General features: G+C 54.1%; 20 protein-coding genes and 1 tRNA gene. 10 read left to right on the forward strand and 11 right to left on the reverse strand.

Annotated elements, in window-relative coordinates; genetic code table 11:
• Positions 1-34 precede the first annotated feature (34 nt).
• The 4 genes from Q0835_RS22460 (at position 35) to Q0835_RS22475 (ending at position 5166) form a co-directional block, all read left to right on the forward strand.
• On the forward strand, positions 35-748 hold the full coding sequence (locus Q0835_RS22460; RefSeq protein WP_298964448.1) for an ABC transporter ATP-binding protein: 714 nt from the start codon (positions 35-37) through the stop codon (positions 746-748).
• A complete protein-coding gene (locus Q0835_RS22465) occupies positions 745-3327 on the forward strand; it encodes an ABC transporter permease (RefSeq protein ID WP_298964451.1) in 2583 nt (860 codons plus the stop codon). Before Q0835_RS22460 ends, Q0835_RS22465 begins: the two co-directional genes overlap by 4 nt.
• A gap of 160 nt (positions 3328-3487) precedes the next feature.
• Positions 3488-4261: a hypothetical protein gene (locus tag Q0835_RS22470; protein ID WP_298964454.1), complete on the forward strand. Its 774-nt coding sequence runs from the start codon at positions 3488-3490 to the stop codon at positions 4259-4261.
• Between the two features lie 167 nt (positions 4262-4428).
• A complete protein-coding gene (locus Q0835_RS22475) occupies positions 4429-5166 on the forward strand; it encodes a Bax inhibitor-1/YccA family protein (RefSeq protein WP_298816683.1) in 738 nt (245 codons plus the stop codon).
• Between the two features lie 72 nt (positions 5167-5238).
• Here the strand turns inward: Q0835_RS22475 and Q0835_RS22480 are convergent, their stop codons facing one another.
• The gene (locus Q0835_RS22480) at positions 5239-5628 is read right to left on the reverse strand and encodes a DUF2794 domain-containing protein (protein WP_298964456.1); all 390 of its coding nucleotides are present in this window, start codon (positions 5626-5628) and stop codon (positions 5239-5241) included.
• A gap of 551 nt (positions 5629-6179) precedes the next feature.
• Here Q0835_RS22480 and Q0835_RS22485 point away from each other — a divergent pair.
• Positions 6180-6698: a GNAT family N-acetyltransferase gene (locus tag Q0835_RS22485; RefSeq protein ID WP_298816688.1), complete on the forward strand. Its 519-nt coding sequence runs from the start codon at positions 6180-6182 to the stop codon at positions 6696-6698.
• 13 nt (positions 6699-6711) lie between these two features.
• On the opposite strand, the gene Q0835_RS22490 is transcribed toward Q0835_RS22485, so the two are convergent.
• Positions 6712-7290, reverse strand: coding sequence for a hypothetical protein (locus Q0835_RS22490; RefSeq protein WP_298964459.1), 579 nt, complete (start codon positions 7288-7290; stop codon positions 6712-6714).
• Positions 7291-7420: 130 nt separating this feature from the next.
• Between Q0835_RS22490 and ppa the strand changes: the two genes are divergently transcribed.
• Positions 7421-7960, forward strand: coding sequence for an inorganic diphosphatase (gene ppa / locus Q0835_RS22495; RefSeq protein WP_298816692.1), 540 nt, complete (start codon positions 7421-7423; stop codon positions 7958-7960).
• A gap of 37 nt (positions 7961-7997) precedes the next feature.
• Here ppa and Q0835_RS22500 read toward each other — a convergent pair whose 3' ends face one another.
• The 5 genes from Q0835_RS22500 to Q0835_RS22520 form a co-directional block, all read right to left on the reverse strand.
• Positions 7998-8432: a metallopeptidase family protein gene (locus Q0835_RS22500; RefSeq protein ID WP_298816694.1), complete on the reverse strand. Its 435-nt coding sequence runs from the start codon at positions 8430-8432 to the stop codon at positions 7998-8000.
• Between the two features lie 50 nt (positions 8433-8482).
• Positions 8483-8743 carry a hypothetical protein gene (locus Q0835_RS22505; RefSeq protein WP_298964462.1) on the reverse strand — a complete coding sequence of 87 codons (261 nt, stop codon included), beginning with the start codon at positions 8741-8743 and terminating at the stop codon, positions 8483-8485.
• On the reverse strand, positions 8740-9264 hold the full coding sequence (locus Q0835_RS22510; RefSeq protein ID WP_298816698.1) for a disulfide bond formation protein B: 525 nt from the start codon (positions 9262-9264) through the stop codon (positions 8740-8742). Before Q0835_RS22510 ends, Q0835_RS22505 begins: the two co-directional genes overlap by 4 nt.
• Before the next feature lie 16 nt (positions 9265-9280).
• Positions 9281-9859 carry a YqaA family protein gene (locus tag Q0835_RS22515; RefSeq protein WP_298964464.1) on the reverse strand — a complete coding sequence of 193 codons (579 nt, stop codon included), beginning with the start codon at positions 9857-9859 and terminating at the stop codon, positions 9281-9283.
• Positions 9860-10128: 269 nt separating this feature from the next.
• Positions 10129-10785 (reverse strand): site-specific integrase, encoded by a 657-nt coding sequence (locus tag Q0835_RS22520; RefSeq protein WP_298964467.1) that lies wholly within the window; start codon positions 10783-10785, stop codon positions 10129-10131.
• Between the two features lie 275 nt (positions 10786-11060).
• On the opposite strand from Q0835_RS22520, the gene Q0835_RS22525 reads away from it, so the two are divergent.
• On the forward strand, positions 11061-12302 hold the full coding sequence (locus Q0835_RS22525) for a porin (RefSeq protein WP_298816704.1): 1242 nt from the start codon (positions 11061-11063) through the stop codon (positions 12300-12302).
• A 270-nt stretch (positions 12303-12572) separates the two neighbouring features.
• Positions 12573-13130 carry a TetR/AcrR family transcriptional regulator gene (locus tag Q0835_RS22530; protein WP_298964469.1) on the forward strand — a complete coding sequence of 186 codons (558 nt, stop codon included), beginning with the start codon at positions 12573-12575 and terminating at the stop codon, positions 13128-13130.
• A gap of 318 nt (positions 13131-13448) precedes the next feature.
• Here Q0835_RS22530 and Q0835_RS22535 read toward each other — a convergent pair.
• Positions 13449-13533: transfer RNA gene (locus Q0835_RS22535), tRNA-Leu, on the reverse strand.
• Between the two features lie 279 nt (positions 13534-13812).
• Between Q0835_RS22535 and Q0835_RS22540 the strand changes: the two genes are divergently transcribed.
• Together Q0835_RS22540 and Q0835_RS22545 are read left to right on the forward strand one after the other, a co-directional pair.
• Positions 13813-14304, forward strand: coding sequence for a cupin domain-containing protein (locus tag Q0835_RS22540; RefSeq protein ID WP_298964471.1), 492 nt, complete (start codon positions 13813-13815; stop codon positions 14302-14304).
• 93 nt (positions 14305-14397) lie between these two features.
• The gene (locus Q0835_RS22545; protein WP_298964474.1) at positions 14398-15963 is read left to right on the forward strand and encodes a CYTH and CHAD domain-containing protein; all 1566 of its coding nucleotides are present in this window, start codon (positions 14398-14400) and stop codon (positions 15961-15963) included.
• 107 nt (positions 15964-16070) lie between these two features.
• Here Q0835_RS22545 and Q0835_RS22550 read toward each other — a convergent pair whose 3' ends face one another.
• The 3 genes from Q0835_RS22550 to Q0835_RS22560 all read right to left on the reverse strand — a co-directional run bounded on the left by Q0835_RS22550 (position 16071) and on the right by Q0835_RS22560 (position 19919).
• Complete coding sequence (locus Q0835_RS22550; protein WP_298964477.1) at positions 16071-17543, reverse strand: amino acid permease; 1473 nt, start codon at positions 17541-17543, stop codon at positions 16071-16073.
• A 5-nt stretch (positions 17544-17548) separates the two neighbouring features.
• Positions 17549-18937, reverse strand: coding sequence for a glutamate decarboxylase (locus Q0835_RS22555; protein WP_298964480.1), 1389 nt, complete (start codon positions 18935-18937; stop codon positions 17549-17551).
• A 301-nt stretch (positions 18938-19238) separates the two neighbouring features.
• A complete protein-coding gene (locus Q0835_RS22560) occupies positions 19239-19919 on the reverse strand; it encodes a methyl-accepting chemotaxis protein (RefSeq protein ID WP_366142398.1) in 681 nt (226 codons plus the stop codon).
• Positions 19920-19930: the final 11 nt, after the last annotated feature.

The raw sequence follows: 19930 nt of genomic DNA on the forward strand, positions 1-19930 counted from the left end.
ACGACGATCCAGTGTCCATTATAGAGGCCTGACGATGACAAATGCACCCGCGATTGCCCTAAAAAACGTTCATTTGACGCTCGGTGAAGGTGCCGGGCGTGTTCATATTCTAAAGGGCATCGATCTGGATATTGAAAAAGGAACATCCGTCGGACTTGTGGGTCCGTCCGGCTCCGGCAAATCCACCCTGCTCATGGTTATGGCCGGCCTTGAACGCGCTGATGACGGGTCCGTCAACGTGGCAGGCTCGGAACTCGGGCCCCTGAGCGAGGATCAGCTTGCGCGCTTTCGGGGTCGCAACGTCGGGATCATCTTTCAGTCTTTTCATCTCGTTCCCAATATGACTGCGCTGGAAAACGTCACGGTTCCACTTGAGCTGGCTGGAGACCCCGCTGCCTACGAGAAAGCGGCTGCCGAGCTTGAAGCTGTCGGTCTTGGCCACAGAATGCACCACTACCCGGCACAGATGTCCGGTGGTGAACAGCAGCGGGTGGCGGTTGCAAGAGCGCTGGTGGTTGAACCTGAAATTCTTATCGCCGACGAACCGACCGGTAACCTGGATGACAGCACAGGAACACAGATTGTCGATCTGATGTTTTCTGCGCAGCGTGATCGCAACACAACGCTTGTGCTGGTGACACATGATCCATCGCTGGCGGAGCGATGCGACCGCATGATCAGAGTTCGATCAGGCGAAATCGAAGAAGCGCAGTCGGCCAAATCCGGCATGGAAGAGGTTTCCGCGTGAGCGGCTTTGTTCCCGGTACGACCGGGTCCGGCAACCAGACCTTTCCTCTGGCAACCCGCTTTGCGTTGCGAGAGCTGCGCGGTGGGCTCAAAGGGTTTTATATTTTTATCGCCTGCATCGCGCTGGGTGTTGCCGCAATCGCAGGCGTGACATCCGTTTCACGGGCACTCACGGAGGGGATCTCGCGTGAAGGTCAGGCGATTCTTGGTGGCGATCTGTCTTTCCGCCTGATCCACCGTGAGGCCGGTGCCGAAGAAGCCGCCTTTCTGGACAGTCTTGGTGCCGTCTCAGGCGTTGCAACGATGCGCGCTATGGCCCGGCGGCTGGATGGATCGGAACAGGCTCTGGTCGAATTGAAGGCAGTAGATGATCCCTATCCCCTTTATGGATCGCTCGACCTTCAATCGGGTCAACCGCTGAAAAACGCGATCTCTCAACAAGATGGTGTCTGGGGTGCGGTGGCAGACCTCGCACTGCTTGCGCGCCTGGACATTTCCGTTGGAGATACGATTGCACTTGGGCGCGCGACCTTGCGCATCTCCGACGTCATCGAAACTGAACCGGACAAGCTTGCCGGTGGCATGGAGTTTGGTCCGAGGCTGATGGTATCAGAAGCGGCGCTTCCCGATACCGACCTTGTCCAGCCCGGCAGTCTGATACGCTGGCACTACCGTGTCCGGATGGATCCGGCCCCCAGCCTTGAAACACTTTCGGGTGTGGTGGAAAGTGTGAAACAGAACCAGCCCGGTGCCGAATGGCGCATTCGCTCGCGTGCGAATGCCTCGCCTGGATTGCAGCGCAGCATCGGCCGGTTCGCGCAGTTTTTGACGCTTGTCGGCCTGACCGCGCTGGTTGTCGGAGGCGTCGGCGTGGCAAACGCCATCCGGGCGTATCTTGAAACCAAGCGGGAAGTCATTGCCAGCTTCAAGTGTCTGGGTGCGACCGGCGGTTTTGTTTTCCAGATTTACCTGGTTCAAATGCTTGTTCTGGCTCTGATCGGCATCGCCATCGGCCTTGTCATCGGCGCTCTGATACCATTTGCAGCCGGTGCGGCTTTGTCTGGCGTGTTGCCTGTTCAACTTGCTGCAAACATCTATCCTGCCGAACTCGGCCTTGGTTTGCTCTATGGGCTTCTGACGGCCCTTGCGTTTGCTTTGTGGCCGCTCGGCCGTGCTCATGATGTTCCTCCGACCGCCCTCTTCCGGGATATCGTAACGGGAGGCTCCAAGTTTCCGCGCAAGCGTTATCTGTTCGCAACCATGGTGACCGTCGTGGCTCTGGCTGCCATTGCAATTCTGCTTGCTCATGACAAGACCATTGCCGGAATTTACATCGTCGCGTCGGCGGGCGCGTTCCTGTTGCTTGTGGTTGTTGCGCGCCTGATCATGTTCGCCGCGAAACGCCTGCCGAGCGTCAGGTCAACGGAGCTGCGTCTGGCGATTGCCAATATTCACCGCCCCGGTGCCTTAACGCCTTCTGTTGTTTTGTCGCTGGGTCTTGGGCTGTCCCTGCTGGTGGCGCTCGCATTGATCGATGGCAACCTTCGCCGGGAATTGACGGCCACGATTGCCGATCAAGCGCCGAGCTTCTTCTTTGTCGATATCCAGAGCCATGAACGCGATACGTTTCAGAGCCTTCTTGAGGATGAAGCGCCGAGCGCAAATCTTCGAAGCGTGCCCATGTTGCGCGGCAGAATTGTCAGCTTGAACGACATCCCGTCTGAGGATTTCGTGCCGGCACAAGATGGCTCTGACTGGGTTCTTCGCGGTGATCGCGGCATAACCTACGAGGCCATTCTTCCGGAAAACTCGACGTTGTCGGCGGGAGAATGGTGGCCGGAAGATTACAGTGGCATACCCCTGGTTTCGTTCGATGCCGAGGCCGCCACAGACCTTGGACTGATAATCGGAGACAAGGTTACGGTCAATGTGTTGGGCCGTGAGATTACGGCGGAAATCGCCAACATGAGAGATGTTGAATGGCAGTCTTTGGCGATCAACTTCGTCATGGTCTTTTCACCGAATACGTTTGCGGGTGCTCCCCATGCCCATCTCATGACACTCGGCTGGGACGAAGAAGTGCCGACGGATGCTGAGCTGGCGCTTTTGAAAACCGTATCAAACACCTTCCCGACCGTGACTGCGGTTCGCGTCAAGGACGCCATATCCCAGGTCAATGATCTGGTGGCACAGCTTGCCTGGGCCATCCGAGGAGCAAGCTCGATCACGTTGATCGCGAGCGTGCTTGTGCTGGCAGGTGCGTTGGCTGCCGGTCACCGCAGCCGTATTTACGATGCCGTTATTCTCAAAACCCTGGGCGCTACACGCACACGCTTGATCATTGCCTACGGCCTCGAATACGCGATCCTCGGATTGGTGACCGCCCTTTTTGCTCTGGTGGCCGGGGGTGTGGCAGCCTGGTACGTGATTACCCAGATCATGGGTGGATCGTTCGTGGTGATGCCGGTGACGGCTGCTAGTGCGGCACTTGTCGCGCTCGTATTGACGGTCGGATTCGGCCTGATCGGCACCTGGCGCGTGCTGGGTGAAAAGCCGGCCCCGGTTCTTAGAAATCTCTAGAACATCGACTTCCAAGAGCGACCTGATGTGGAAATTATCCATGTCAGGAAACTTTCACGAAAAACAGGCCCTTTCAGACAAACTTCGGCCCGACGCCGCTTGCATGCTGTTTTGATCTTGGCTATCCGACTAGGGCCTAGAGTAAACAGGGGCTTGTGCCATGCTTGAATTCACTAAAAAAACCGTTCTCAAATCACTTGCCAAAGGCGTGGTACTAGCTGCCGTAGCGACCTTTACGTGGGGTCAGCCCGCATTTGCCGAAAGCCCGTTTCACACTGGCGTCTGGCAGCTGAACACAAAGGATGGGCCGCGCGGACTTGTGGTCAGCGACTGGCTGGTGTTCGAAGACGGGCTGCCGAAGCGCTGGCTCTATCGCCGCGCCGGCACCAATGATCAGAACCAGTTCGATTTCTTTACCCGGACAATCAATGACAGCGGCTACACGCCCGTCGGTATTCGTGTTTACCGGACGGGTGAACATGCGATGAAATACACGCTGGCACCTAAGGGTGAAGAGCCGTTTGAAGTTACCGCTGAGCGCTTGTCCATTCCGAACTACAAGAACTCCTGTCTTTCGGTTGAGAAAAAAGGCAACCGGTTCTACAGAAGCTGGAACGGAACCGCGTCTTCAAAACTCAAAAAGTTGAAGCTTTCCAAAAGTCGGCTGACCGTTGACGGGGAAGCTCGTAATGTCACCGTTGAGGAAGTTCGTGTCGGCCGCACGGGCATTATGGAAGACGGCAAACCGTTGGCGTTTTTGACGGATGCCGGTGGCGACTACGCTGTTCTACAGTGGTTCAAACCTGGCGTTTCGGTCGAACAAATGCGGGACAAGGAACGCGAAATCCTCGATTTTGCCTCGGAAGAAGTGGTTCGCAATCCCGGTGGGGACTGCGACAGGCAGATTGCCTCGCGCCTGAAAGCGATGAAATAAGCGCAGAATTCGGACTATTTGGGTTATTGTTGCGGGTTTGAGCGGAAAAGATTACGATTTTTTCAGGAAAACCGTCTTGAGCTTGTGTTCGCATTTTCCCATATGTTGAGGGAGCTGTGCTGCACGTAAGTTCACGTGCTTCTATCTAAGAGGGGAATACCACGACCATGTCGAGCTTTGACCGTCAATCTCAGGGTGCCTACTCGGTTGCCGGCGCACGCGCCGAGGCCGGCATCGATCAGGGCCTACGCAGCTACATGCTGGGTGTCTACAACTACATGACACTCGGCCTCGCGCTGACCGGCTTCCTCGCACTCGGTACATATTTGCTGGCTGTCAGCAATCCTGCCGTTGCACAAACACTCTTTAGTGGACCGATTTACTTCGTTCTGCTGTTTGCGCCGCTCGGAATGGTCCTTTGGCTGTCCGCACGCATTCAGTCGATGAGTGCGAGCACTGCCAGAACAATGTTTCTGGTCTATGCGTCCATCATGGGCATTTCGCTTGCGCCGATCTTCATGGTCTATACCGGTGGCTCCATTGCACGGGTGTTCTTCATTACCGCCGCATCCTTCGGCGCATTGAGCATCTTCGGTTACACCACCAAGAAAGATCTGTCCGGCTGGGGTTCGTTCCTGATGATGGGTCTGATCGGCATCATCATCGCTTCGATCGTCAACATCTTCCTGGCATCGTCTGCCCTGATGTTTGCCGTTTCAGTAATCGGTGTTCTGGTGTTTGCAGGCCTGACGGCTTACGACACCCAGCAGATCAAGGAAATGTACTACGAAGGTGACAGCAGTGAAGTCGCAACGAAGAAGTCCGTCATGGGCGCACTTCGTCTCTACCTCGACTTCATCAACCTGTTCCTGATGCTGTTGTCGCTGTTCGGCAATCGCGAATAAGCTGCACAGAAGTTCAAACCGAAAAGCCCGGCTTCTCGCCGGGCTTTTTTGTGTCTGGGGCGGGAAATCGGATCAGGCGTCGACGACCCGAAGATGCTTCTTCTTTTCAAGGACCTTGAGCACCTGTGCGAGGTCGTGGCCACGCTTCAGAATCATGCCGCCCGTGGCGACCACTGAATATGCGCCTTGACGACGCGCAAGCTTCGGGTCTTTCTCAATTCGAAAAAGCGGCATCTCCGAAGATCGGCGGAATACGGAAAAGACGGCCTTGTCCTTCAGAAGATCGATTGCGTAGTCACGCCATTCACCATCCGCAACCATGCGGCCATAGAGCCGGAGGATGGTATCAAGTTCTTTTCGATGAAAGGAAACAACAGGTCTTGGAGGGGGAGCCGGTTGGCTTTGCGGTGAGAGGGTCAACCTCGCACCGCGCTTAAACGCGCTGTCATCGGCTTCGCTCATTCCGCCTCCATTTCCGTATGCGGTTTCGCTTGAAACGAGAATCATGCCTGACGCCCGCTTGTCACCCAAGCGTCATGATGCGTTGGCATAGGCCCCGATGGCAAGCCCGCAAATGAAAGAACGGCAGATGGGCCAGTTTTTAGGTCAAAATCATCGAGTAAAAACCCGCCGGAATGCGGGTCCTCAATGTAACAGTGGTTTGCCTTGAAAGAACGCCTAAATTTCCTTGATTTTGCCGCATTCCAGCCCTTGGCCAGCCATTTTGGGGCACCATATTAGCAGCATACCCTGATGGGTATGGCCAGTGGGGATCGCGGAATGCATTAGCCCCCCAGCCCCCCGGGGTTCTTGCCGGCCAGCCAGATTTAGTGAGTCAAACATCAGGGCACCTGAAGGGCCGGCGTAAAGCCGGCCCTTTTCAATTTCAGAGCCCTTTGTCGAGTTCCGTCATTCGCGCGCCATGAACCGGGCTACCGGCGAACCTATCTTTTTGCCAATCGCATTGGATTGCCTCTTTTCCGTCCCGTTGCTTGATGTATCCTTTCAAAAGGATGACTACGGACCTGATTGATCTCCGTGCGGCTCGAGCCGCTGATTGTGAGGCGCTAGCCGGTATTCATAGCGAAGCCTGGCTTGGAGCCTATCGAGGCGTATTGCACGGTGTTGATCTTCAGAAGATGATCTCCCGCCGAGGAACCGGCTGGTGGCGCGGTGCCCTTGCAAGAGGCGTCGAAATCAAAATCCTCAGCATTGCCGACACGCCGGCAGGATATGCAACCTATGGCCCCTGCCGTCTGCATAGAACCGGAATGGACGGCGAAATCTATGAACTCTACCTGAAGCCCGAGTATCAGGGTCTCGGGTTCGGCCGCACCCTTTTTGAAAGCGTTCAGGAAACACTGGCAACCAGGAATCTGTCCGGTATTGCGATCCAGGTGCTCAGCGAAAACAAACCAGCCCGAGCCTTCTACAAGGCCGTTGGCGGGCGGCTTGCGGCAAAGTCCTGGTACCGGCTGGGCGGTCGACGGCTGGAACTGTCGATCTATGTATGGCCCGCCAAGGGCGGTTGAGCCCACCTATTCATCATTGATAATTCCCCGCGTTTCCAATTGTTTCGGGCGGTCTGGAACAGTCGAATTGCCCAGCCATGGTGTCTGCTGCCTGCCTTGCAAGAAAGTTGGCATTCTTGTTCGCTTGCGCGTCAACCCGCGCAATCTGACAGGTCTCGCCGCCCGGTTTCAGCTGGGTGACAATCAGGACGCTGCCTGTCTTGCTGCCATCACCGTAACTTGGAAACCAGCGCAGGATGGTCGCAAATGGACGACCGTCTCTGAGCCGCCATTCCAGTGTGTCATTGACTGTATTGAAGTTCGGCAGGGTTTGACCGGCTGCAGGTTCGTCCGCTGCAAATGGTCCGAAGGAGACAAACATGCGAAGATCGCCCTCGGCGACGTATACCGGTTGATCCTCAAATCCGGGGCATTCCCACGAGCCGCCAAATGTGCCCTCTTCCGCCGCGGTTTCCAACTGCACGCAATTCTGAAGCTGGATTTTGGTATAAGTACTGTCGATGGTTTCTGCGGTGCCGTTTCCTGTTGTCAGCGCCACGACTGCCGCGAAAACGGCCAATATCCGCGATACCTTTCGGAAAAATGGTGACATGGAATCCCCCTGACTGGCTTTTCTGCCATTAGAGGCATGCTCATCAATTAGGTGCAATGCAATAATTAAGGACTTGCACTTATCCGGCTGGGTTGCGATAGACGCAGCACAGATCAACAGGAGTGTTTCAATGCGTATGGACGCTGTGCCGATCGGCAAGAACCCGCCCGAAGACATCAATGTCATCGTCGAGGTTTCCGTCGGCGGTGAACCAATCAAGTATGAGATGGATAAGGAAGCCGGGGCAATGTATGTCGACCGCTTTCTCTATACACCCATGCGGTATCCTGGAAACTACGGTTTCGTGCCACATACGCTCTGTGGTGACGGCGATCCGATCGATGTAGTGGTTGTCAATCAGCGGCCTATCGTTCCAGGCGCGATCATGAACTGTCGCCCGATCGGTGTGTTGCTGATGGAAGATGAGTCTGGTCAGGACGAAAAGATCATCGCGGTACCGTCACACAAGCTGAGCAAGCGCTACGACGCGATCTCAGATGTCACTGATCTGCCGGAAATCACCGTTCAGCAGGTGAAGCACTTCTTCGAGCACTACAAGGATCTTGAACCCGGCAAATGGGTAAAGGTAACCGGTATGGAAGGCGCGGAAGCGGCCAAGAAAATGATCATTGAATCGATTTCGCGGGCGCAAAAAGAAGCCGCTGAATAAGTTCCGCTCACAAAATTGCTGGAAGCCGTGACTGGGTCTATCGTTCGGTTGCGGCTTCTATTCGTTCCATGTCCTGGTCGGACAGCCCGAAATGGTGGCCGATCTCGTGTATGAGGACATGCGCGACGACGTCGCCAAGCGTTTCGTCCATCGCCGCCCAGTAATCCAGAATGGGCCGTCTGAACAGCCAAATCCGGTTGGGCATCTGGCCGGTGCCGACGGCATCGCCGCCGTGTGCCAGCCCCTGGCCTTCAAACAGGCCCAGAAGATCATGGGGATCCTCGATCCCGAGTTCATCCAGTACATCGTCAGGTGCATAATCGGCCAGGCTGATCTGCAGGTGTCCGCAGCGCAGCAGCAAATCATCCGGCAGACCGGCCAGAACTTCGCTGGCCATGGCCTCGAAATCCTTGAGGCCCGGCGCTCTGCGCTCGGACCATCCGCTTCTGCTTATCGGGTTGATAGATGCCATCTTGTTTCCCTAACGGCCCGCAATGCGCGCCGTCGCTCAATTTGTCTTCGCTAACCCATGACGTAGGTAACGAAGAGATAGATCACCAGTCCCAGCGCAAACAGAACACCGAGAGACCGGCCGATCCGTGTGCCGATTATCTCGATCCGGTCTTCCGGATCCTTGTCAGCGGCGTTGAGGTGGTTTTTGGCTCTGTCCGCCATGCGCACGAATGTGGACCCGACAATGATTTCGCTTTCGGCCTCAACCCTGTCGATTGCCCTTAGCGCTTCTTCGCGCTGCTTTTCCTTTGGGTGCTTGGATCCGCTCATGCGCCTATCGTTGTTTGATTTTCGCGCCGTTTCAACAGGAAAGCGGACAAAAGTGCAAGAGCAGCGAGGCCGGCTGAGGCAACGGCGTTCCAGCCGGCAAAGGATAGGCCGAGCATCCGCCAGCTGGCCTCCGTGCAGCTGACAACGCGTGTCGACTGAAGTGCCTGAAGCATGTTTGCGGCTGAAGCTGGAGCAGCACTCCCGCCGCCGCAGTCATTCGGGCCGTCCCAGAATTGCCACTCTGCGCCCGACTGGTAGATGCCCAACCCAGCGCCATAGGCAAAAACGGTTGCCACCGCCAGCAGGGTCAGCAATGCCAAACCGCCTCGGCCTCGAATATGGAGGATGAGGGCCAAGACAGCGAGCGGCAGGCCAACATAGTAGGGAATTCGCTGTTCCAGACAGAGCTTGCAGGGGATATAGCCGCCGATCAGCTGGAAACCCCAGGCAGTTGCAATGACTGCCAGCCCTGCGACAATAATCAGCCCAATCAGGTTTTGCGCCATCCGGTCCGCCGACATCGCACCCTCGTTCGGTTTAAATGAATTTGATCAACAGGAAGCCGCCGACCAGCAGTACCACAAATATGGTGAACATGAGACCGAGGCGTTTTTCGATGAAGTCCTTGATCGGCGGGCCGAAGACATAAAGCAGCCCGGCGACGAAAAAGAAGCGTATTCCCCTGGAGACAATGCTTGCCAGTATGAACACCGGCAAACTCAAGCCTGCGACGCCAGAGGCAATGGTGATGACCTTATAGGGAAAGGGCGTCAGCCCGGCAATGAAGACAAACCACCAACCCCATTCATTGAAGACGAGCCGAAACTCGTCGAACTTGTCCATTTTTCCGTAGAAAGACAGGATCGGCTGTGCCACCTGCTCAAACAGGAACATGCCGATCAGATAACCGAGGATACCGCCGGCGACAGAGGTCAAGGTGCACAAAAGTGCATACCACCAGGCCTTTTCCCTGCGGGCGATTACCATCGGGATCAAAAGGATGTCGGGCGGGATCGGAAAGAAGGAACTCTCGACAAAGGAAACGGAGCCCAGCGCAGCAGGTGCGCGCGGTCCGGCGGCGAGGGACAGTGTCCAATCATAAAGGCGTCTCAACATGCCGCCTCCATAGCTGGAGAGGGGTTAAAAGTCACCTACGGAAATGAGCGCAGTCCGTCACTTTTTGGGTCACTCGGCACAGGAATGCGGATCGAGTTTGTTTTTGTGGACGGGCAAATGGATTTAACGCGTGGCTGTGAAAATGGGCTGAGCGCTTGAAAAGTGGTGCATCAATCAAGCGTTCATTTTTGGACCTGTGCGAACGCTAAGATTTGTTTGCTTCTTTGCGCACGATAACAAATTCAAGGCCTTGAAAGATTATCGGCTCGTCAAGAACAATGCTGATGAATATCAAGGCTCCACATTCTTTCAGCTATCTCTATCTCCTCTTTGCCTACTGCATTTGCGTATATCGCGGTGGTTTCAATAGACGAATGACCCATCCATTTGCGTAGCATGTTCAGCGGAACACCGCTTCTTAGTGCATGAACACCAAAACCGTGCCTAAGGCCTTTTGGAGTTGCTTGAGCCCCAACGATTCCGGCCTTGTCAAATACAGTCTTGATCCAGCGATATCCTGTAACTCTGTTCACTGGGCGACCTGAGTTTTGGAACAGTGGAAAGTCACTATGGTTGTTTTTTTGAGTTAACTCCTCTGATCTCAGTTCAATGAGTTCGGCGAGTAACTTGGTTAGTGTATCAGGTATAGGCACTTCTCGAATTTCATGTATGTGTCGCTTTTTTAGCGTTCGAAAACAAATAAACTTGCTGTAGGCATCAATAGAACTTGAGGTGGTGCTTAAACCCTCAGACAGTCGGCAGCCTGAATATAGCAAAGTTAGACAAAGCGCAGCTGTTTCGAGTGAAGACGACTGTGTGGCGGCAACAAAACGCTCCCTCTCTTCTGCGTTGACGTACAGTCTTCTATTCCTTTGGTCGTATAGCCTCATCCTGGCCGGTATCACACTGGATCCCGTAATACTCATTGTATGCTCGTAGGTATAATCAGCAGTTTCATTTTTGCAACACTATTGGACACAGTGTTGCGAACAAGAAAATAGTCAGTGATTTACGGCGCTTAAGTGCGACTAGAACAACTCGATACACAATCCATTGTACGTTGACAACCGTGGCGAGCCGCCAAATCATCGAGATTGTACAATATGTCCAATTTTGTTGCAGCAACTCTGAGTAAGATTTTCAGTATAGTGTGAAACTACGGCTCTTACGTGTGGACAGATCACACTTAGGAGAATTGCTAATGTCTGTACTGAATATTAGGAGCCTTTTGCTCGGAGTTGCTGCAGCTGCGACTGCAACAACAGCTCAAGCAGCCGATCTTCCGGTTGCACCGGAGCCGGTAGACTACGTCAGGATCTGCGACGCTTATGGCGCACGCTTTTACTACATCCCCGGCACGGAGACCTGCCTTCGCGTAGGTGGTCGTGTTCGTACTCAGTTCAGAGTGAACAACGTTCTGGATGACGGGGCATGGGGTGCCCGGAATTCCGATGGTTACACGTGGCGGACTCAAGGTTACCTTTACCTCGACGCTCGCACAGCAACAGAATTTGGTACATTGCGCGCGTATACCGAGATATCTCAGGCGGCTGAAAACGGTGCTGAGTCTCTAGACTTTGGCAGCACATATATCCAGTGGGGTGGGCTGACTGCAGGTTACCTTACTTCGAATTTCGATATTTTCACCGGTCAGGTTTTTATGGGTGTCGTATCTCGTAACTGGTCGGACACGACGCTAAACCAGATTGCCTACACAGCAGCTTTTGGAAACGGTTTCTCGGCAACAGTAGCACTTGAAGACAGGTCGAGCCGCGAGATCAACCCATCTTTCACTACTGATACAGTGACATCGAACCAAGGCCGCACCGTTTCGGTTGCAACATCAGAAACCTATGGCGGAACACGCATGCCGGACGTTGTTGCTGCCATCGCAGTTTCACAAGGTTGGGGTAGCGCTCAGCTTTCTGGTGCGCTTCATCAAGTGTATCATAGCTCTTTTATCAATTCGACGCTGAGCAATACTGAAGACGATCTTGGTTGGGCGATCGGTGCAGGCGTGCTGTTTAATCTCCCGATGATCAACTCAGGCTCCAATGTGTTCTTCCAGGGTTTCTATGCAGACGGTGCAATGAGCTATCTTGGCGGTTCGTTTACACAAAACGGCAGCACATTCAGCATCCTAGATGCTGGTCTTGATAACAACGGTAACATCGATACTACCACTGGTTATTCGCTGTCCGCTGGTGCTTACATCCAGGCTACACCGACCATTGGACTCGCGCTTGACGGCTCCTACCTCTCCACCGATGGAGGCGGAAACACTCTCGATGTTGATCGCTGGGCTATTGATGGTTCCATTCAATGGGAGCCAGTCTCTGGCTTCGAAATGGGCGCCGACATTGGTTATTCGAACCTAGATGTGCAGGGGCGCAGCGACGTTGACGAACTCCTCTTCGGTGTTCGCGTACAGCGCACCTTCTAATCATCCGAACAAGTTCTGACTGAGACCTCCAAAAGATCAGTCAGTCAAACGGCCCGGCAGGCTCCAATCTGCCGGGTCGTCCCCAATTTACGACGAAAAACAACCGCTTCCTTTTGAAGCACAGGTTTGTGTGCTTCGATTGATGTCGCAGTGTCAGCAATTCCACAGTGTGTAGTTTTCAGTCTTATCGACAGCCGGTTCAGTTGTTCGAACACCCAGTTACGTCGCTGGCAGAATTCATTTTATCAAATTCGATCCGGATCATTCTCGATGAATGAAAGAGAGCAGAATATTGTAGAAGCTGCTATCAAGCTGTTTGCGCATTACGGAGTGCGCAAGACTTCGATGACCGAAATAGCAGCAGCAGCGAAAGTTTCACGCCAAACGCTCTACAATTCTTTTGAGTGTAAAGAAGACCTTATATTTGCAGCGTTGCTATGTTGCGGAAAGATGACAAAGGAAGCCATTGAACGGGACTGCGCACAAGTCGCAGACCCAGGAAATAGGCTCGATATCCTTTTTGAGCACATGGGTGCGATCCCTTTTAAAGCGATGCATCGTCTGCCACACTTCAATGAAGTTTTGGATGTTGGCGATAATTTTGAGCCGGAGAGAAAGGCGCAGATCAAGGACAACTATATAAATGCGGTCAGATTGGTTCTTGCTCCTTACGAAAAGGGTCTGGTGCAAGCAGGCATTGAACCCATACAACTTAGTAAATTGACGTTTAGCGTCTTCACTCAGATAAAGAGGGACGCCAATGATGTCGAAGGACTGCGCGACTTATTCGAGCCAATGCGAGGAGTGATCATCGCAAGCATTCAATGAGTGTCCAAACGACAGTCTGATTTGAATTTCGAGCTAAAAACCTGGCGCAAACTGGTGCCGCGAGGCAGATGCGGCGTGCCAGTTTTTTGCAAAATTTGCAAAACTTGTTTCATTTCAGGCGAGGCGCAGAGCACATTTGCCGAGAGCTCATCAACAAGCCGGGTCTGTACAGTGACCCTGCGCGTCCAAATGGTACGGCACACTGGGGACAGACAGTTTTCCTGCATCATCAAACGCATAAATATATGCGGATGTCGAGTGACTTGAGCTGCGTCGCCCCGATCACATTAATGCGAAGAAGAGTGCATCAAAAACGAATGGTGCCCCCCGCCGGAATCGAACCGGCACTCCCGAAGGAACGGGATTTTGAATCCCGCGCGTCTACCAGTTCCGCCAGAGGGGCAACTGACACCGGAGAGGGTGCCTATCATGCAGTCCTGGAGGATGCAAGTGGTTAGAGGAGAAAGCGGCGTGTCTCCACTGAACTGGCCAAAGGAGCTCTTCTTTGCGACGCTCAATCTCCTTTTTCAAAATTGAATAAAACAATTAAGCCTGTGATTACCGTGTATCTAGAATCCATTTCCGGCCGCCTTTGAAACGCACAAATCGTTTGACCGGTTTAAGCGCCTTGCAACCTTTTCATAGGCACGTAGTGATATGCAACCGGAATGGAGTGAGCCTCATGTCGATGGCAGACGGACGTGTCAATTCAAACCAAACAATTTTAAGACAATCGACCAATAGTTCGAGTGGTCGAATCTTCTCGTTCTCTTCTGTCGACAAGGATCAGTTAGAACCCGCGCCGATCAGGCAGGATTGGGTCATTGATGGAAGTCCGGTTGCTATGTGCAAAATTCTTGCTCGGCACCATCTTGGATGGGGGGACGCTGCGCACTGGTCGTGCACGGCCGGTAAATTTCATTGGTACTATGGTTGGGACGAAACAGTGATGTTTCTTGAGGGAGAAGTATTCATCACGGACGACAATGGAAATGTTTATCATGGCAGGCCCGGCGTAAGCTTACATTTTCCTAAGGGAACAGGTGCAATTTGGGAAGTTCCAACCTACATTCGCAAACTTGCATTCAATCAAAAGCCGGTACCATGGTATCTGCACTATCCTCACGCGGTTATCGAGCGAATGCAACAAGTGCTGAACAAACTCATTGGCTAGTTGGTCGGAATTTTACAGATAGAGTTTAAGTGCAAAGGCGCAAATTGTGCGCTTTTTCTGGACAAGCGGATTTACCTTGGATAGAAAATTTGCATGAGTAAATCAGGACGTGAAATCGAGCTTAAGCTTGAACTTGACCCAATGGCACAAGATGCCATGAAACGCGCTGGTGCCATTGAAGGTTTTACGGCCAGCCGGTCGGTTACCAAGACCCTGCAATCCATTTATTTTGATACGCCGGATCAGGCGTTGCGCAAGGCCAAGATCTCCTTGCGGGTAAGGAAATCCGGTCGCAGCTGGGTGCAAACGGCGAAACTGGGCACCGGTGTGATGGGCGGTCTGTCATCACCAATTGAGTCCGAACACCCGGTGAAGAGCCGTGCCCTCGATTTTTCAGTTATCGAGGATCCATCCGTCCAGGAAAAGCTCATCAACATCATCGGCGACAAGCCTTTGAATGAATGCTTTGAAACGGTGATGAAGCGGACCACCCGCGAGCTGACCCGTGCGTCTGACAGTGCGCATATCGAGATTGCCTTCGATACCGGAAACATTCTTGCCGGTTCCGGGAGCCAGCCGCTGGTTGAGCTGGAAATGGAACTGAAAGCAGGTCCAAGCCTTGCGATCTTCGAAGCGGCGAAAGCGCTATTGAAAGATGTTCCCTTCCGATTTTCCCCTTTCAGCAAAGCCGAGCGCGGCTTCCGGTTTTCCGAAGGCGTTGCGGAGGATGAACGAAAACCGTTTTTTGCCAAAGCGATCAGTTTTTCAAAGGGATCCAGTGTCGAACTTGCGTTCCGCGATGTCCTGCGCTCCTGTCTCACACAGATTTCAGAAAACCGGCTTGCGGTCCTTGCATCGGAAGACCCGGAAGGTCCCCATCAGCTTCGTGTGGGTTTGCGCCGCTTGAGAAGCGCATTCCGGCTTTTCAAGCCTATCCTTTATCCGGCAACAGCTGCGCCACTGGATCAGATGGCGCGCACGGTTGCGGCCGAAGCAGGAGCTTTGCGCGATCTCGATGTTCTGATCGAAGAAATCGTGTCGCCGCTTGTCGACAAGGCTCCGGAAACGCTTTCTTTCGATGCCCTGCTGGACACGCTGAATGCTTTGCGAGGGCAAGACACGCGCAAGACACTGACCGATCATTTGAAATCGGAAGAAGTGAACGCCTTTTTGCTGGACCTTGCCGCCTACACAGAGGGCCGGGGTTGGCTCGACCCGGAAAACTTCGATCAAACGGCACTGCTTGCACAGCCCATCGAAAGCCACGCCAGCAAAGCGCTTGCCAAACAATGGAAGAAGGTTCTGAAATTCGGCAAGCTCCTGGAGGACCTGACGATCCCCGAGCGACACGAAATGCGTAAGTCTATGAAAAAAATGCGCTACGGCATTGAATTCTACGGCAGCCTTTATCCGCAGGAGACGGTCAAACCATTCCTGAAGCGAATGAAGAAACTCCAGGACATTTTCGGCTACCTCAATGATGTCGCCATGGCGGAAAGCTTGCCGGACAAATGCCGCGTCAGCGGAGCGGGCGAACTTGCCGCAACCCAGGCGATCGGATTTGTCATCGGTTGGCATGAGGCTCAATGCCAGTCCAAATGGCAACATGCCAAAGGCTATTGGGAAGCGACACGCGAAACGCCCAAGTTCTGGACCTAGCCGAGCCGTCAAGACTGGGAGACTTGGTCCCTGTGACTGTTGTATTTGCCTGATGTCAGGCCATCCTTGCCAAGGATCTTTGCTTTTTCAGTCGCGACACCGGGATCTCACGTTTCTTCCTCTTCCACCTTCACCCAGGAAGGTCGTTTCAACGCATGTATGAGGATCGGCAGACCGGTGAAAACGACAAAGCCTATCGCCACGACGGCGACATAGCTCGTCGGACTTCCAACCGGCAGCTGGCTGGGCGGAAAGAATGAAGTCACGAAAGCAAAGGCAACGCCGACAAAGCCGATACCCGCAATTGCCATCATCCCTATCATGCCACCAGGTACCTTGTAGGATCGGGGCATTTCGGGATGGGTGATGCGCAGGCGTACCGCAGCTGCATACATCATCATGTACATCACCAGATAGAGCGTAATCGTCATTGCGGAGAGCAGAAAAAAAGCTACCGAGACGTCTTTCAGGAAGAAATAGAGCGAAGCGAGTACCGTTACGATGCAGCCCTGCACCAGCAAGATGACCACCTGAATGCCATTCTTGTTGGTCCTTGCAAGAAGGGGCGGCAGTTCGCCATCGCGCGCCGTACGCAGGAGCCCTCGGCTCGGTCCGGTAATCCACGACATGACGCCAGCAAGTGCCCCAAGCGCAATCAGAAGAGCGAGAACTGGAACCAGCCAGCTTAGGCCGAAACCTCCCAGCGCGATGCTAAAGGCCTGCATTGGCCCCTGGTCCAGCGCAATCTTGTCGGCAGGGATAATTGCGGCCAGGGCCAGTGACCCAAGCAGAAACAGTACCACGATGACAAGCACTGAAAGCAGAATGGCTTTCGGGAAATCGCGATGCGGATCCTTGAGTTCATTGGCGTGAACCGCATGGACTTCAACGCCAGCGAACAACAGCACGATACCGCCCAGAAAAGCGATGGACGATAGTCCGGTGATGTGCGGGAAAAGCCGGATGTGAGCGTGAGCGCCTTCCGCCCCGGCCGGCAGAAACGCGATGACATTGCCTTCGGCGATCCACGCTGCACCAAGCGCGATGATCAGAAGGCCGGGAACGACGGTCCCCAATACAAATCCGATGGATGTAAAGCGCGCCGCGGCGCTGGTGCCGGTCAATGCGATGGCGGTTGCGAACCAGTAGGCGCAGATGATGACCGTTCCTGTATAAATTCCATCATCGGCCAAGCCTGGTTTGCCGATGACGTAAGCCAGAGAAGCTGCCGCAAAGGCCAGTACTGTCGGGTACCAGACCACATTCTGGATCCATTGCAGCCATATGGCGACAAAGCCGGCTCGCGCTCCGAAGGGCGCTTTCACCCAGTCGTATACGCCGCCTGTGGACCGGGCGAACATTCCGCCGAGCTCCGCCGCAACAAGTGCGGCGGGAACCAGAAAGATGATTGAGGCAAATCCGATGTAGAAAAGCAGTTCCGTGCCTTCGTCCGCCATCAGCGGCAGGCCGCGCAGGCTGACCACGGCGGCAACCGTCATCATGGCAAGACCAAGCACGGAGATCCTTGCTGCTCCCGAAGTTGCAGGGGCCTTCCCGGCGGGCTGTACTGGTTTGCTCATGAGCTTCACTTCCCGTGATGAAAGGTTGGTCCGGCTTCTATGTTCGACAACGGATTACGGTCCAGGAAAGCAATCGTTCGTTTCATGTCTTCCACCAGCAGCGCCATGAGGTCACGCCCCATTCCGTGTCGAACGAGCACACGCTGCACGACCAGCTCATGCCTGTCTCTGGGAAGCGGGTAGGAGGCGATCTGCCACCCTCTCATTCGCATGCGTTCGGAAACATCGTAGAGCGTATAACCGCGCTCGGTGCTGTTCTTCAAAGAGTAACAGGCCGCCGGCAAACCGCCGTCTCCGTTGTAGAGAATGTCGAAGTGACCGGTTTTTTCCAGTTCGTCCGCCAGGTACTGGGCAGCCGCCGCGCATGAGCCCTGAACATCGGTGTAGCCTTTTTTGCCGAGCCGGAGGAACTGATAGTACTGCGCGATGATTTCACCGGCAGGCCGGGAAAAGTTCAGGGCGAAAGTCGGAACCTGGCCGCCCAGATAATCGACATTGAAGATCAGTTCTTCAGGCAGGTCCTGTTTTTCTCGCCAGACAATCCAGCCGACCCCTAGCGGGGCCAATCCATATTTGTGGCCGGAAGCATTGATGGATTTAACACGGGGCAGTTTGAAATCCCAGACGACGTCCTTGTGCAGGAAGGGTGCGATAAAGCCGCCGGAGGCAGCGTCGATATGCAGCGGAATATCAAGACCTCGTTCGGCTTGGATCTGATCCAGAATGGCCGAAATCTGCTCAACGGGCTCGTAAACGCAGGTGAAGGTCACTCCGAGCGTGGCGACAACGCCGATGGTATTTTCGTCAACTGCATCCGCCACCTGGTCCGGACGCATTCCTAATTCGCCATCGAGGATCGGCAGCTCACGGAGCTCGATGTCGAAGTACCGGGCGAATTTGTGCCAGCAGATCTGAACGGGTCCGCAAATCAGGTTTGGTTTGTCGGCAGGCTTGCCTTCCGCTTCGCGCCGTTTGCGCCATTTCCATTTAAGGGCCAGGCCGCCCAACATGGCCGCTTCCGAGGATCCTGTTGTTGAGCAACCTTGCGTCGCTCCCGCCTCGGGCGCGCTCCATAGATCGGCCAGAATGTGTACGCAGCGGTTCTCGATTTCCGCGGTCTGAGGATACTCGTCCTTGTCGATCATGTTCTTGTCGACACAGTTCGTCATCAGCTTTTGAACCTGCGGCGATGCGTAGGTGGTGCAGAAAGTTGCCGTGTTCTGGCGAGAGTTGCCGTCAAGAAGCAGCTCATCGTGAATCAGATTGTAGACCGTATCCGCGAGAGAGGAATTCTCGGGCATCCTGTATTTCGGCAAGGGCTGTTCGGATAAGTCGCGAGTGTAGATATCGAAAACTTCGTCACGCCGGCTGGAAGACGTTTGATAGAGAGGCAAGTGAGATCTCCTCTTGGTCACGGTGTCGCGAAAACCACGCACACCGCACCTTAGGCGTGTCCCGAAAGCCCTTCAAGCACAGGTTCACCGCAAATTTAAGAACGGCTCCTTCAACAAGATTGAAACGTAGAGGTGAAAAAGATCAATGGGTTATGCGGGAAAGGCAATCAATCAAGGCCCATCCGGTGCCAACACGCTGCCGGGCAGGTTCTTTTTTCCGCGAAAGTGACCGAGTTGGTCAGAATGACAAAAAAGGGCGCTGTCATGCGCCCCTTTCCTAAGTTTTTCTGTGAAATTGTCTCTATGCAGCACGCACTTCTGACAGGAACGTCTCGATTGTACAGCGCATATCGTCAGCCCTTTGTGCCAGCTGCGCAGTGGCTTCGAGGACGCTATGGGCAGCGGTATCCGTTTCACTGGCTGCGCCGGATACTTTGGCGATCTGTTCGCTGACCACCGTTGTGCCGCGTGAAGCCTGATCCACATTGGAGGCAATTTCCGACGTCGCGGCTGTCTGCTGATCGACTGCGGAAGCGATCGAGGCGGAAACGGTGTTCATTTCCTCGATGATTTCTCCGATTGCCTCGATGCCACCAACGGCGTCTCGTGTCTCTGCCTGGATTGCTGAGATTTTTTGTGAAATCTCTTCTGTTGCCTTGCCGGTCTGGCTCGCAAGTTCTTTCACTTCTGCGGCGACAACTGCGAAGCCTTTGCCAGCCTCTCCGGCGCGTGCGGCCTCAATTGTTGCATTGAGGGCCAGTAGATTTGTTTGCTCAGCAATGTTCTGAATGAGGCTGATGACCTCTCCGATGTCTTCTGCAACGGTTGCCAGTCCACCAATTTGAGAGTTGGTTCTTTTGGCCTCCGAGGAGGCCTTGTCGGAGATTTCCGATGAATGACTGACTTGCTGGCTAAACTGTTTGATCCCAGATTTTGATGGTGCAGTCTTTTCTCCCGAATGGAAGGATGCACTATGGGACAGGTTTTACACGG

Source organism: uncultured Roseibium sp. (genome assembly GCF_947499295.1).
Lineage (GTDB): Bacteria > Pseudomonadota > Alphaproteobacteria > Rhizobiales > Stappiaceae > Roseibium.